The organism is Weissella kandleri, from assembly GCF_045504165.1.
In the GTDB taxonomy this organism is placed as follows: domain Bacteria; phylum Bacillota; class Bacilli; order Lactobacillales; family Lactobacillaceae; genus Weissella; species Weissella kandleri_A.
The window spans coordinates 160,348-175,841 of the sequence record NZ_JBJJNY010000002.1; the positions used below are offsets into that span (position 1 = coordinate 160,348).

The following is a 15,494-nucleotide window of genomic DNA, read 5'->3' on the forward strand; positions in this document are numbered from 1 at the left end:
TCTGTTATAATTAAGTCTATAAATTTATTAGGATAGACGGGGGATCAAAATGGCAATTAAGATAATTTCAATTGATATTGACGGAACTTTACTGGATGATCAACATAAAATCATGCCAGATGTAGCGGAAGCCATTAGCCAGGCGCGTCAACAAGGAGTTAAAATTGTAATTACCACTGGTCGGCCTTTGACAGGTGTGATGCCGATTTTAGAAGAATTGGTCTTAGTGGGAGCAGATCAATATGTTATTACCCATAATGGGGGCTTAATGCAGACTACAGATGGTTCGAAAATTTTATTTTCCGAAGCACTAACTTTGGATCAATGGTCAGAAATTAATGCTTTTATGCATCAAGAAGGAATTTATTTGCAAGCTGAAAGTCAAGATCAAGCCTATACCACAACGCATTTAATTGATCCTTGGGCTAGCTTTGAAAATTCGTTAGTTAACTTACCATTGCATGTCGCAGAATCTGATGCTTCGTTTGAGAAAGTGGAGCTCATTAAGGGAATTGCGAATGCAAATGCGGATGAATTAGACCGAGTGGAAAAGATCATTCCTGAATCAATTCATCAGTCAGTCTCGGTCATCCGCTCGACTGCCAATAATTTGGAATTTGTTAATCCAATTGCTTCAAAAGGAAATGCTTTATTAGCATTAGCTAAGCAGTTGGATGTGGACCAAAGTGAAACAATGGCCATTGGTGATCAGGAAAATGATCGCACGATGATTAAAGCGGCTGGTTTGGGAGTTGCAATGGGTAATGCAGTTCCAGCTATTAAGCAACTAGCAGATGTAATTACTAATGATAATAATCATGCAGGTGTAGCGGAAGCCATTCATAGGTATGTATTAGCTTAAAAATTAAAATTTAATGTTGAAGAAGCAGGGCTGCGGCTCGGCTTCTTTTTTGATGGATTTGATATTAAATTTAAAAAATAATATTTCACAATAAAAAACGGTTTACTAATTTTAAACAAGCAACTGCACAAGTAAACATTCTAGAGTTCATTCTGTTGCAGGCGTATTATTGATAAATATCACAAGCAAATTGTGAATAAAATTATTATTAAGTAAAATTGATAATGGGATGAGTACCTTCCTATTATAAATGTGCTATACTTAATTCGTAAGGACGAGTAAGCGCTTACATAGATGACTGATAAGGAGTTGATCTAGATGCAGTTTATTAAATATTTTGGGGATGATGCGTATGAAAATATTGCGATGGACAGTTGGTTACTTTACAATTTGAAGCCGACGGAGCCAGTATTTGCTTTATGGCAAAATAAGCGGGCGATTATTGTCGGACAGAATCAAAATACGTTTGGTGAAATTAATCAAGAATACGCTGATACGCATGATGTGCAAGTTGTGCGGCGGGTCTCTGGTGGTGGAGCAGTCTATCATGATTTAGGTAATATCTGTTTTACCTTCTTTGTGCCGGTCGAGCAAAGTAGTTCCGTAAATTTTAAACGCTTTGTTAAACCGATGCAGGATGCATTACAATCGATTGGGATTGATGCGCAAATTACCGGGCGCAACGATCTTGAAGTAGATGGGAAAAAGGTTTCGGGGAATGCGCAGCGCTATGTTGGCGGATACTTGATGCATCATGGAACATTACTTTGGGATACTGATGTTGATGCGATGGTGCATGCCCTAAATGTAGCTGATGAGAAATTTATGACGAAGGCGGCCAAATCGGTACGTGCACGGGTTGGAAATATTAAAGATTACGCTCCACAGACGAAAACTTTAGATGAATTTATCGAAGCCCTGACATACTACCTTAGTGATGAAGGGCGCGATGGTGAGTTAGTCTTAACGGATGCGCAAAAAGCCGGGATTGAAGCATGGCGAAAAGATAAGTTTTCAACCTGGGAATGGAATTATGGGCAGAGCCCGAAGTTTGATTTTCAAAATCATGCTAAATATCAGGGTGGAAGCATTGATGTATTAGCGAATGTGGAACATGGTTTGATTAAAAAATTGAATTTAACAGGTGATTTTTTGGGAGTTCGAGATTGGCGTGATATTGAAAATCGTTTAATCGGTCAGCCGTTTAATCCACACACGATTGAAAAACAACTAACACCTGAAGAAGTGCAACAGTACTTCGGTGATATTACACAAGCTGAATTAGCGGCACTTTTTACTGGTGATGGTGCAGAATAGAAAGGAGCCTGGGATGGCAAATATTACAGAAACAAATCGGCAAATTTTAGATTTTGATTATCAAATTCAAGCGCAAGATGAAGCTTTTCCGACTTTGCAGATTTTAAATAATGCTGGAGAAGTGGTGGATGCTGAAGCCTTGAAACGTTCTGAATTGACCGATGAAGATTTAGTAGCAATTATGCAACGGATGATATTGAGCCGGCAATTGGATATTCGTTCTACTAAATTGGCTAAGCAGGGTCGCATTGGATTCTTTGCGCCTACCGCTGGACAAGAAGCTTCACAGATGGCATCATCGTATGCTTTTAAGGATGAAGATTGGTTGTTCCCTGGTTACCGTGATATTCCTGAAATTGTGGTTAAAGGTTGGCCAATTTGGAAGGCGATTTTGTGGTCACGAGGGCATGCTAAAGGAAATGAGATGACAACCGAAGATGGGCGCCCAGTTAATGCTTGGATGCCACAAATTATCATCGGTGCTCAATACGTTGAAGCAGCTGGAACAGCTTTAGGTTTGAAGAAACGTAAGCAGGATGCAGTGGCATATGCTTATACTGGTGATGGTGGTTCATCGCAAGGTGATTTCTACGAGGGAATTAATTTTGCCTCAGCATATCACGCTAATGCAGTTTTCTTTGTGCAAAACAATGGTTATGCGATTTCAACACCACGAAAATTACAAACTGCCGCGCAACACTTAGCAGCTAAGGGGTGGGCCGCTGGCCTGCCAAGTATGGTTGTGGATGGAAATGATCCACTTGCTATGTACTTAGCAAGTAAGGAGGCGCGTGCTTGGGCTGCTGCTGGGAATGGTCCAGTGTTAATTGAGACTATAACAAATCGTTTGGAGCCACATTCAACCGCTGGTGATGATCCATTGCGGTACCGTAAGCAAGAAGATATTGATGCTTGGTGGCAAAAAGAACCATTGATCCGAATGCGTAATTTCATGACCGAAAAAGGCATTTGGGATGAAAAGCAGGAACAAGCGTATGTGGACGAAGTTAATACTTTAATTGATGAGCAAATTAAGATTGCGGATGCGGTTGAAAAGCAAAAAATCTCTGATTTCTTAAAGCATACGTTGGAAGTACCTGGTCAAGCAATGCAAGAGCAAATTGCGCATTTTGAAAGTGAGGGCAAGTAATTATGGCTACAAAAACTTATATCGCAGCAATTCAAGAAGCGTTGAATCTGGCACTTGAACATGATGAAAACACTTTGATTTTTGGAGAAGATGTTGGTAAAAACGGAGGAGTCTTCCGAGCAACAGATGGTTTGCAAGCTAAATATGGAGAAGAGCGGGTTTTTAATACACCGTTAGCTGAATCTGGTATTGGTGGAATGGCGATGGGGCTCGCTACACAAAATTACCGGCCGATTATGGAGATTCAATTTTTCGGCTTCGTGTTTGAAGTAATGGATTCTATTGCTGGGCAGATGTCACGAACCCGGTTCCGTTTTAATAATACTAAAGAAATGCCAATTGTTGTGCGTTCGCCATATGGAGGAGGAACTAAGACTCCTGAAATGCACGCGGATAACTTAGAGGGAATGGTGGCGCAAGTTCCCGGAGTACGGGTTGTTATGCCAGCTAATCCAGCCGATGCTAAAGGTCTGTTGCTGAGTTCAGTTGAGTCAAATGATCCAGTCATCTTTTTAGAAAACTTGCACCTCTATCGCTCTTTGAAGGGTGAAGTTCCCGAAGGCTATTATACGACGCCATTAGATGAGGCAGCGATTGCGCGTGAAGGAAAGGATATTTCTATCATTAGCTACGGAGGTGGTGTACCCGTTTCATTGAAGGCTGCTGAAGAATTAGCTAAGCAAGGGATTAATGCAGAAGTGGTAGACTTGAGGACGGTTTCACCGTTAGATTTGAAAACCATTGGTGCTTCAGTTGAAAAGACTGGTCGGGTTTTGGTTGTTCAAGAAGCGCAACGTATGGCCGGAGTAGGAGCCACCGTGATGGCTGAAATTGCAGAACGCTTTATTTTAAGCTTAAAAGCTCCGATTGGGCGAGTTGCGGCGCCTGATTCAATTTATCCATTTGCGCAGGCTGAAAATGATTGGATGATTAAGGCTGACGACGTTGTGGCTAAAGCACAGGAGGTTGTAAACTATGACTGAAATATTTAAGATGCCAGATATTGGTGAAGGTATGGCTGAAGGAGACATTACCAATTGGTTAGTGAAAGTTGGTGACCATGTAGCCGTTGATGATTCAGTGGCAGAGGTGCAAAATGATAAGCTCATGCAAGAAATTTTATCACCATATGAAGGGACTGTAACGAAGCTTTTTGTAGAACCAAATACAACCGTGGCAGTAGGTGAGCCTTTGATTGAATTCGATGGGGATGGCAGTGAGGATGTTACGAAAACTGCTCAACCAGCTAAGACGGAGCCCCATTCTCAAGCTAGTGAGCAATTAGTCGTGCCAAATCCGGCTACGCCAACAGCGACTGAAGCTAAGCCTGGTGTGCATACAGCTACGAATGGGAATGTGTTGGCGATGCCATCTGTACGGCATTATGCTTCTGAGCACCAGATTGACTTGAGTCAGGTGCCAGCTACGGGACGGCATGGACATATTACGTTACAAGATGTTCAAAACTTTACCAATGAAGCACCAGAAGCATTAGATGCCAAACCAGTGATGGCAGAGTCAGTGACGGGCCCAGAAAAGGAAACACCAGTAGTTGCAACACCGGTGGAAGCGCAGTCAGCCCCAAGTATGAAGGCGGGTAGTCAGCCAATGTCTGGTGTGCGTAAAGCAATCGCGCACGCAATGGAAACGCAAAATAAAACGATTCCAACTGTTACGAATTTTGATAGTGTCGAAGTCTCAAAGTTAGTTAATCATCGTCAACAATTTAAGGCCGTGGCTAAGAACCAGGATATTCATCTAACTTATTTAGCTTATGCAGTGAAGGCGATGGCCGCTGTGGGTCAAAAGTTCCCAGAGCTAAATGCTTCTGTGGATATGGACAAGAGCGAGATTGTATATCATGACACCGTCAATATGGGGATTGCGGTGAATGCGCCATCTGGACTATACGTACCAGTTATTGCGCATGCAGAAAGCAAATCAATTATGATGATTGCCAAAGAAATTGCTGAATTGGCTAGTGCAGTACGTGAAGGTACTTTGAAGCCCGCTCAGATGCAAGGGGCAACAATGACTATCTCTAACTTAGGTTCCGCGCGGGGAACTTGGTTTACACCGATTATTAATGGGCATGAGTCAATTATCTTGGGGCTTGGATCGATTATACAAGAACCAATTGTAAATGCTGAAGGTGAGTTGGCCGTTGGTCAAAATATGAAATTATCGTTGAGTTATGACCATCGCTTAATAGATGGAATGTTAGCCCAAGAAGCCTTGAATTACTTAAAGCAATTGTTGGCTGATCCGGCCTTTATGTTGATGGAGGTGTAAGCATGGTTGTGGGAGCACAAGCGACAGAAGTAGGAACTGTGGTGATTGGTTCAGGGCCTGGTGGATATGTCGCCGCAATTCGGGCGGCAGAACTGGGACAAAAAGTTACTATTATCGAACGTGATGAAATTGGTGGAGTTTGTTTAAATATTGGATGCATTCCCTCTAAAGCTTTGATTAATGTAGGTCACCATTATCGCGATAGCGTTGAAGAAAATCCTTTTGGTTTAACTACGACGGGAACATTAGATTGGGCCCAGACTCAAGATTGGAAACAGCATCAAGTGGTTGAAAAGCTAACTGGTGGGGTCGCTATGTTGTTGAAGAAACATCATGTGGATGTTATTAAAGGGGAAGCGAGTTTTAATGATAATGAAACCCTAAATGTGGTTCAAGAAGATGGACATCAATTATTACAATTTGAAAATTGTATTATTGCGACGGGATCACGCCCCGTCGAGATTCCTGGCTTCCCATTTACTGGGCGCATTGTCGATTCAACGGGCGCCCTGAGTTTGCCAGAGGTTCCACAGCATTTAATCATTGTCGGTGGTGGTGTGATTGGCTCAGAATTGGGTGGAGCTTATGCGAACTTAGGAGCTGATGTTACGATTGTTGAAGGATTAGACCATACTTTAAATGGTTTTGATAAAGAAATGACCAAGCCTGTTTTGGATGATTTTAAAGCTCATGGTGGACAAATCTTTACTTCAGCTATGGCTAAGTCAGCTGTCCAAACCGAGGATGATGTAACCTTAACTTTTGAAGTAGATGGTAAAGAACAAACAGTGACGGGTGATTATCTCTTGGTATCAGTTGGACGTAAAGCTAATACCGACACGTTGGGCCTAAATAATACGGACATTAAAGTTGGTGAGCATGGACTGTTGGAAGTTAACGATAGCATGCAAACTAATGTTCCTCATATATATGCAATTGGTGATATTGTCGCTGGTCCAGCGTTGGCGCATAAGGCTAGTTTCGAAGCCAAGGTTGCAGCCGCAGCAATTAGTGGAGCAGCAAATGCGCATGATTTACACTATTCATTGCCCGCAGTGGCCTACACGCATTATGAGCTCGCTACGACTGGTGAAGATTTGGCGTCAGTAAAGGCTAAGCAATTAGATGTTAAAATGACGAAGTTCCCCTTTGCCGCAAATGGACGAGCCTTAGCGATGGATGCTGGCGTAGGGTTTATTCGTTTGATTACTGATAAAGCTACGAATGCCTTGTTAGGGGCGCAAATTGTCGGTCCGGGGGCCTCTGATTTAATCTCCGAGTTGTCATTGGCGATTGAAAATGGCTTAACAACCGAAGATATCTCATTGACGATTCATCCTCACCCAACTTTGGGGGAAGCTGTGATGGACGCAGCTGAAGTCGCTGATGGTCTTGGAATTCATATTTAGAAATTGATAGCAAATAAATTACGTATAAATGGTATGATGTTGGATAAGAAATCTAGCATCATATTTTTTTAATATAATAATCTTATTTATTATGATTTTATTTAAAGGTTAGCCGAAAAATATGTAGTCATGTTAGATGTTTTGGTATAAATACATTAAATTTAATTTATTTCAGATTTAATAATATACTGATGTATAATCGGAATATATGGGCATTTAAAAGTTGTTTTCGGAAAATAAAAGGAGTATATTTACTAAGTGAAAATGAAGACGTTTAAACAAAGATTTCAAATATATTGGATTGAGATAAAATATGTTTTATAATCTTTGAGATACAATATACTATTTTTATTTGTGTAATTGTCATAGTATACAAATAATTGGGAATTTAAATATATATATAATTGTCAGAGGTGGGCTAGGAAAAATGGAATTATTGGATATTAAGAATAATGAATTAATTTTTGATGAAGAAGAAAGAATATACATAAAAAATACATTAGAAGATAATAAATATATATATTTGGGTGAAACAAATAATTTTAAATTGAAGATTAGTTTAATAGATGAATATTTTAAAAGAAACGATTTGCCAAGAGGAAAATATCTTTATTTTTTTAAAAACGAACTGGGCTATAAATCAATCGAAGCGCATAAAATTAATTCTTTAATTAATGCATATGGGACATCTAGACAAAAGTCTTTTTATTCATATAAAGGACTATTGCATACAATGTATCCTAACTTAGATGGATACGAATATAAAATGTCTTTAATAATTGAAAATATGGCAGAAACGTCTATATTTTCAATAATACAATCTTTACAGAAGCAAACGATAGGATTTAGTAATTTAGAAATTATTATATTAAATACTGATAATGACAAAGTTCTCTCAGAAGAAGAACAAGATTTAATTAGTAATTATATTAATATTACTGTTGTTGAAGATAACAATGATTTAGTTGTACTTAAAAACAAAGCACTGCAATTGTCTAAAGGTGAATTGGTGAGTTTTTATAATTTCAGTAAGAAATTGGAAAAAAATATGCTGGAGTTAGTTTATACTAATTTTAAAACAAAAAATAAATATGTAGATGTTATTGCAACCAGTAAACATACTAAAGAAACAAATAAGATTATTAGTCTTTTTCACAGAAATGATTTAACGTTAGATTTATTTAATAATATATACGTTAGAAATGATAGTATTAGTGAAAAGTATTTTGATGACTTTACTTTATTTGCTGACGCAATAAAAGATAAAATGAATATTGTTGTTTTGAAAGATAATGTAGATGGTCCTGTTAAAAGCTTTGATTTAAATAAAGAATATTATAACAAATTATTTAAATCGTATGATAATGTTCCGTTAGTTTTGCAAAATAGTTTAGTCAAATATCTTAATTATAAGATACGTGAAAATAATAAGTATAGTATATCAGACGTTGAAAAAGAGATAACCTCTAGGTATATTGATTTTCAGGTTATAAATAGATATATAGACGATAAATTTATTAAATATTACTTGTATGATATTAAGGGTAAAGAATTAGGTTGGAATATTCGTAATAATGGTATGACTTTAACTAGAGGTAATGTGGTTGTTTTTAATTACGCTAAAGATATTCATACTAGATTTATTACTATTAATAAGAAAGGATCACAATTTGAAATTAATTTTGAAATAAGTGCTCCTGGAACGTATGTTAGGGAAAATTCTTACTTACAGTATAAGTTAAAAATTGGAAATACAGAATTGACACCTAATAAAATTGTAAATAGTAATGTTAATAATCCTAAATACCAAGATAGTAACATAAGGTATTATGAATATGTACAATTTGTTATAGAAGACAAAGAAAATATATATAATAATCCGTTTAAAATATATGTTGAGGATGATTTTAGAACTTTAAAATTGAAAGTTAATTCTATTAATAATTATTTAAATGCTATTGAATTAAATAATAGTAACTCCATTCAAAAAATTTCAAATAAAGTTAATTTGGGGATAACGAGACATAATAATTTAATTTTAAAGAAATCATCTGAGTCTAAAGATATGTTACTTGATTTTGCTTTTGGGAAAAATTATATTGACTTATTTATGTATAAATTGAAAATGAAGCATAAAACTAAATTAACATGGCTTTTTGAAGATCGTGGTTTGGACGCAGGTGATAATGCAGAGGCTATGTTTGAATATGTAACAAAACATCATCCAGAAATAGATGCGTACTACGTTATTTCTAAAAAGTCAGAAGACTTTAAGCGGGTGGCAAAAATTGGTAAGGTAGTTGATGCGGGTTCTCGTGAGCATAAATTATTATGGTCAGTATGTGATGCTATAGTTACTGCACATATTTTACCTAATATATACAACCCATATTTCAAAGAAGCTGATGGTAGAAAATTTGCTATTAATAATAAGAATTATATTTTTCTACAACATGGTGTTTTTAGAGCACAGCATAGTTTGAGTCCTTTTTGGAATATCGGTCGTCGTAACTTTAATATTATTATTACAAGTGCAAATTACGAATTCAATGAATTTATTAAGCCTGAATATTTTTATGACGAGTCTGTTGTTAAATTAACTGGAATGGCTAGACAAGACTTACTGATAAACAGTAAGATAGCTAGAGAAAATTGGATTGCATTTATGCCTACTTGGCGTGCACCATATAAAAATTTAACTGATGAAGAATTTGTAAAAACTGAATACTATAAAGAAGTAAACTCGTTCTTGAAAGATAAAAAATTACTAACTGCTTTAGATGAAAAAAATTTTAAAATTATATTTAAAATTCATCCTGAATTCAAGAAATATGAGCATCTATTCCAATTAGATGGTGAACATGTTATTACGAGCGATCTTAGTTATAATCAGTTGTTCTTAAGATCTAAAATAGCAATTACGGACTTTTCGTCAGCTATTTTAGATTTTGCTTATATGAAAAGGCCTATTATTCAATATATGTTTGATAAGGACAGTTTTTTTAATGGACATCATGGAAAAAACGTTACTCCTGTAGAGCCTGAATTATATGGTCATGTGTGGGATGATTATGATTCGTTTATTAACGAATTAATATTAAAAATTGATGTTCCGGAAATGGATGATAATTTTAAAAAGAAGATAGATAGTGATTTTCCGCATCAAGATGGTAAAAATAGAGACAGAATTTTTAATGAAATTATGAAAACGATGGATTTATAATAGTTCAATCTAAAATTATATGGAGATAGAAATGATAATTGAATATCACATCATAGATGGGGTCCCCACTATACAATTTAAAAATGATGAAAATCTTTCTAGATATTTTGTTCATCTTTGGAAAAAAGATGATCGTTATGAAAAAAATACACAACGCTTAGCTGTTTCTGGTTGGATCAGTGGGGCTGGATACAATTGTAAGATAAATACTCCAGGAATTTATTATGGTATATATTTTGATGCAAATAAAAACAAGTATGTAACAGGTGAATGCGAAGTTACATGGGAATCATTATTGAATAATAATCTTGCAAAAAGCATCAAAAACAATAGCATGAATGAATATAAATCTTCATTGGTTTTGGAAAAATTATCAATCGTGGGAACCGATTATTTTGTTGATTTTTTAATAAATAATTATGGTGTTAAGAACAAAAGACTAAATTTATATTTTAATGATTATGAGTTTATGAAGGTTGCCAACGCCATTTCATCCATGTATTTTTTTAATAATAAAATTGAAAAACCTCGTTTAATTTCAAATGAAGTTGGGCATGCAGGATATTTGTTTTCACGTACTTTTGAACATCGGGTATATGATTCCAGAGTTCAATGCGATAAGAATGATTATGTGCTCAATATCGAAGGAATGCCTAATAGCATTAAAGACAAATTTGAAAGTAATGATGCACGAATTTTGAATTTTGATTCTTTACTACAAGAAGCATTTGTAGAAAAATATTTGGTAGATCAATTAAATAGTATTAAAAATAAAACTATTTATATTAAATTTCCAGTATTGAAAGATGTAAAAAATCCTTCTGAAATAGAAAAGAATCGTTCTAACATTACAATTGGAAAGGTCCGATCTGAAGTTAAAAATAATATTTTACCAGAATCTTTGTCACGATTTAATGACGATGGTGATTATGCTAAAAATGTTATGGAGGGGTGGAGATTAGATACCACCGGTGATTATGATAAGATGGTTGATAGAGAATTGAAATATTCTAATATCAGTGATGGATATAGAGTAATACCAGATAACGGGAAAAAATTAATAAATGGAAAAGGATCATTTTATTTTTTCGGTAATTCTGTAATGTTCGGTGTAGGAAGCGATGATGCTCATACGATTCCAGCTTATTTTGCTAAAAAAACTAATTATAGTTCTAAAATGAGAGCTAATTTTTCCATGAATGATTTTGTCAGAGGCGTTTCTTTAATGAAGGGAATTGATTTTAAAGATGACGATGTTGTTGTTTTTGGAGGACATGTAGTTCTTAGTGAAAGACAACAGAAAAGTATAGATATGTATATTGATATGACGGATGAGTTCAGTCGTCCTCATGACTATGGGGAAATATTTACGGATATGACGCATATGAATAAGGTTGGATATGAGATTATTGCAGACGCTTTAATACACTCTATTGATAATTTGCACAACTAAATTGAGTAAAAATATTTATTATTTATGAGCGTTTCTTCTAATGTTGGGATGAAGTTTAATTAAATTTTATAAGGCTTGAAATCGAATGAAAGAGACATTTGTATCAAATTGAATCTTTTTATTTTGTGTAAAAATAAAAAAAGTGGTGTTGAATAAGAATTTTCAACACCACTTTTTCGTGTGGAGCCTTTAAAATTGTTAAAGTTTTTATAATCATACGTAACTCGTTTGGTGAGTTTGATTATGATAGTTACATAGCATTGATGATTCCTCTGATTCGAGTGCGTAAATAGCGAAGAGATTTCTTAAAACATTGGGGTAGATGGTTGAAGTTACTCGAAGAAAATTTTGATTAATGTAATTGTTTGTTTTTTATGTAAAATAAATAAAATATTCAGATTTTCTGATTACTATTTGATGAATAGTTTCATGAATTAGGTATTAATAATATAAAAAAGTTATAATTTTGTGAATTATAATAAGAGGTACTTTAATAATATGGTAAAATATTTGTAAACGAATACATATTTGAAATCAAAGTTATGATAAGTTTAATGCTTGGAACGAATGAGGGAAGTAAATATGTCTTTTTTAAAAACTAATGACGGAATTCAAATTCATTATCAATTAGATGGGCCACATAATGGCACCATCATTTTACTACTGGGGGGCTACACTAGTAACATTGCTACTTGGACGCCACAGATTGAAGCGTTTAACGCGGCTGGTTATCGTACTTTACGGCTGGATTATCGCAGCCATGGTCAAAGTGAACAAACTGCTCAGGGTTTGCGCATTGCGCGTCTGGCGATGGATGTAGCTGAGCTACTACAGCAATTAGATATAAAAGCGGTATATATAATTGGACATTCGATGGGGGCCAGCGTGGGGGAATTATATCTTTCACTTTTCGGTAATCAAAAGGTCTTAAGCATAATAACGGAAGATCAGTCACCCAAAATGTTAAATGAAGGAGAATGGCAGGCGGGGCTTAAAGGTTCGGATTTGAGGCAATTAGGCACCTTTGCGGAACGTTTTCCACATATTAAATTAACGCAAAAGCATTTAAGTTCCGAAATTAAAAAAGTTTTGGCAGAAAATTATACGCCGTTTGACTTTAAATTAACGCATTCGTTATTGTTAGACGGAATTGCGCAAGATTGGCGAGATGTGTTGCCGACTGAACAGCGACCGCATTTATTTATGTCGGGGGATGCGTCACCGTTATATCCGGCTAATTATCCAGAAATTGCGTTAAAATTGCAAAGGAATCCTCAGTCCCAGACGTATCATTTTGAGGGAGTCGGGCATGTGCCCCATCTAGAAGCAGCAGATGAATTTAATCAGGTGGCTTTAGCGTTTTTTGACCAAATTAATTAAAAAATTAGGCTAAGGTTAACGCATTAAGCAAATTAATTTTGTTAATTAAGGACTATGCGTGATATTATAAAAAGTGTGAATATTTTTTTGTAAAATATATACAGTATAATTAAAATTTGCGCATTTATATTTATGTAATCAAGGGTCTACCTGGCTTTTTTGTTGCATAGTGATAGTGAAACGGAGAATGGACGATGAAGATTTGGTTGAAAAGGATTTTAATCTTTTTGTTAATATTATGTTTAAGTGGTAGTCTATATCTTAATTTTAAATTGAAATCTTATTATGATATTGCCAATCATATTCAACAGACGAAGATAAAGCCAGGACAATATTATAAAAATAATGATAAGAGTAAAAAAGTCATTGTGCATGATAATCTTGTAAATATTAATGGCCAAGATTTTTATATGATTCAGTCGGTTGATCAAGGTAATACAATGTTGACTATTCAGAATTTACACACTAATAGCAGTTTTATTTATAAGATTGATTACGGGAATAATAAATATATCTTACGGTTAGTTAAAAACGGTAGAGTTGGTAAAATCGCTTTTACGTGGAATCAATAAGTGCAATTAGAGATTGGAGATAAAAATGAAAAAAATTCTATGGAGTATTTTGGGAATCATTGTTGCTTTGGCTGTGGGAATTTCTGGATATGCATACTATCAGTTGCATAATGCGGCATCAAAAATTAATTCCTCTGATAGTACCTTGAGTAAGGCGTCAGATAAAAAGACTAGTTCTGGTAAGTCCGTCTCATACTTGTTATTAGGGACAGATACTGGTGCTTTAGGCCGTGACTATAAAGGTCGAACAGATACGATGATGGTAATGACGGTTAATCCAAAATCTGAAAAGACAACTTTAGTGTCAATTGAGCGTGATACAAAAATTCAATTAAATGGACATACCGCTAAATTAAATGCGGCTTATGCAGAAGGTGATGCTGATTCAGCAATTAGTGCCGTTGAGAATTTATTAGATATCAAGCTGGATGGGTATATGTTAGTCAACATGAACGGTTTGAAGCAATTGGTTGAGTCAGTCGGTGGTGTAACGGTAACTTCACCATTAACATTTGATTATGAAGGTTATTCATTTGTGAATGGTCAAAGTTATAGTATGGATGGGGACGAAGCCTTGGCCTTTTCTCGGATGCGTTACGATGATCCAAAGGGAGATTATGGTCGACAAGAACGTCAGCAAATGGTTGTGAAGGCCGTTTTGAATAAGTTAAAGCAAAACCCAACTTCAGCCTTATCAAATAGTTTCTTATCTTCAGTTTCAGATAACGTTCGCTCAAATATTTCTCAATCTTCTTTCCAAAATTTGGCAATGAAGTATAGTAAAGCAGCTAATACAATCGAAACTGATCAAATTATGGGAAATGGTATCATGGAGAATGGGGTGTCTTACCAAATCATTCCACAAAATGAAATTAACCGCGTGCATAATGAAATTGAAAACGCTATGAATGAACAATAGTCGGGATATAGTAAAAAAGCTAGATGAACGTCATTTAGCTTTTGTTTTTGCACTTTTGAGATTTAAAATTAATTATTTTAGGTTGTAAATGGAAGTAGGTAATACGATTTTAGATGCGGCCTTTACTAATAAAGTTCTGGTTAACCCACTAGAAGAAATATATAAATTAGGCGCACAAGTTTTATATGTCCATTTTCCTACAGCTCAAAATATTAAAAATAAATCAGCATATGAAATACAAGCTGCACAAACATCTATTGCTAAAATTCGCGAAATGGCGCGCAATAATCAATTTTTGCAAAGTTTACTAGAATTAAATGAATCACCTGAGTATATGCGCCAAGTTATTGACGGTTGGGCATTAGATACGTACGCAGGGTACGATTTATTAAAAGATAAGGCTGAGACGTATGTTAATATTCAAGATGGGCACCGTGCGATACCTGATGAACAAAAAACACATGGCGCGCGAAATGTTTATTTCTTAGGTAACTCTGTCATGTATGGGATTGGTAGTGATGATGCGAATACAGTCCCTAGTATTATTTCAGAAAAGGCGAAAGAAGATGGTTTAGCGGTAAATGTGGAAAACCGAGCTAATTTTTCGATGAATGATTATATTCGTGGTGCTAATTTATTGAAGCATTTGCCTATTCATGAAAATGATGTAGTTGTATTTGAATCTCATCAAGCTTTGAATGCACAACAACAAGCGGCCTTAAAGGGAAATTATCTGGATTTGCAGCCGTATGTCGAACGTCCTCACGATGCGGGTGAGCTCTTTGTGGATATGACACATTTGACGCGTAAAGGTTATCGACGAATTTCAGAACCGGTTTACGAGGCTTTACAAGATAAATTTTTAAATAATTAAATTAGGACTAAAAAATAGGCTTTTCTATTTTTAGTTATACATA

Annotated in this window: 12 protein-coding genes; all 12 read left to right on the top strand. The window is 35.5% G+C overall.

The features are described 5' to 3' along the window. Window positions 1–49 precede the first annotated feature (49 nt). The 12 genes from ACJQWY_RS01995 (at window position 50) to ACJQWY_RS02050 (ending at window position 15,451) form a co-directional block, all read left to right on the top strand. Window positions 50–862: a Cof-type HAD-IIB family hydrolase gene (locus tag ACJQWY_RS01995; protein WP_407076084.1), complete on the top strand. Its 813-nt coding sequence runs from the start codon at window positions 50–52 to the stop codon at window positions 860–862. 318 nt (window positions 863–1,180) lie between these two features. Then, on the top strand, window positions 1,181–2,179 hold the full coding sequence (locus tag ACJQWY_RS02000) for a lipoate--protein ligase (protein ID WP_407076085.1): 999 nt from the start codon (window positions 1,181–1,183) through the stop codon (window positions 2,177–2,179). 13 nt (window positions 2,180–2,192) lie between these two features. Then, window positions 2,193–3,329 (top strand): thiamine pyrophosphate-dependent dehydrogenase E1 component subunit alpha, encoded by a 1,137-nt coding sequence (locus ACJQWY_RS02005; protein WP_407076086.1) that lies wholly within the window; start codon window positions 2,193–2,195, stop codon window positions 3,327–3,329. A gap of 2 nt (window positions 3,330–3,331) precedes the next feature. Beyond that, window positions 3,332–4,312 (top strand): alpha-ketoacid dehydrogenase subunit beta, encoded by a 981-nt coding sequence (locus ACJQWY_RS02010; protein WP_407076087.1) that lies wholly within the window; start codon window positions 3,332–3,334, stop codon window positions 4,310–4,312. Further along, window positions 4,305–5,621 carry a dihydrolipoamide acetyltransferase family protein gene (locus tag ACJQWY_RS02015; protein WP_407076088.1) on the top strand — a complete coding sequence of 439 codons (1,317 nt, stop codon included), beginning with the start codon at window positions 4,305–4,307 and terminating at the stop codon, window positions 5,619–5,621. Before ACJQWY_RS02010 ends, ACJQWY_RS02015 begins: the two co-directional genes overlap by 8 nt. A gap of 2 nt (window positions 5,622–5,623) precedes the next feature. After that, window positions 5,624–7,030, top strand: coding sequence for a dihydrolipoyl dehydrogenase (gene lpdA / locus ACJQWY_RS02020; protein WP_407076089.1), 1,407 nt, complete (start codon window positions 5,624–5,626; stop codon window positions 7,028–7,030). A gap of 427 nt (window positions 7,031–7,457) precedes the next feature. After that, window positions 7,458–10,253 (top strand): CDP-glycerol glycerophosphotransferase family protein, encoded by a 2,796-nt coding sequence (locus ACJQWY_RS02025; protein WP_407076090.1) that lies wholly within the window; start codon window positions 7,458–7,460, stop codon window positions 10,251–10,253. A gap of 31 nt (window positions 10,254–10,284) precedes the next feature. Then, window positions 10,285–11,706: a hypothetical protein gene (locus tag ACJQWY_RS02030; protein WP_407076091.1), complete on the top strand. Its 1,422-nt coding sequence runs from the start codon at window positions 10,285–10,287 to the stop codon at window positions 11,704–11,706. A gap of 582 nt (window positions 11,707–12,288) precedes the next feature. Further along, a complete protein-coding gene (locus tag ACJQWY_RS02035; RefSeq protein ID WP_407076092.1) occupies window positions 12,289–13,086 on the top strand; it encodes an alpha/beta fold hydrolase in 798 nt (265 codons plus the stop codon). A 194-nt stretch (window positions 13,087–13,280) separates the two neighbouring features. Next, window positions 13,281–13,658 (top strand): hypothetical protein, encoded by a 378-nt coding sequence (locus ACJQWY_RS02040; protein WP_407076093.1) that lies wholly within the window; start codon window positions 13,281–13,283, stop codon window positions 13,656–13,658. Between the two features lie 25 nt (window positions 13,659–13,683). Next, the gene (locus tag ACJQWY_RS02045; protein WP_407076094.1) at window positions 13,684–14,577 is read left to right on the top strand and encodes an LCP family protein; all 894 of its coding nucleotides are present in this window, start codon (window positions 13,684–13,686) and stop codon (window positions 14,575–14,577) included. Window positions 14,578–14,665: 88 nt separating this feature from the next. Beyond that, on the top strand, window positions 14,666–15,451 hold the full coding sequence (locus ACJQWY_RS02050) for a hypothetical protein (RefSeq protein ID WP_407076095.1): 786 nt from the start codon (window positions 14,666–14,668) through the stop codon (window positions 15,449–15,451). Window positions 15,452–15,494 lie beyond the last annotated feature (43 nt).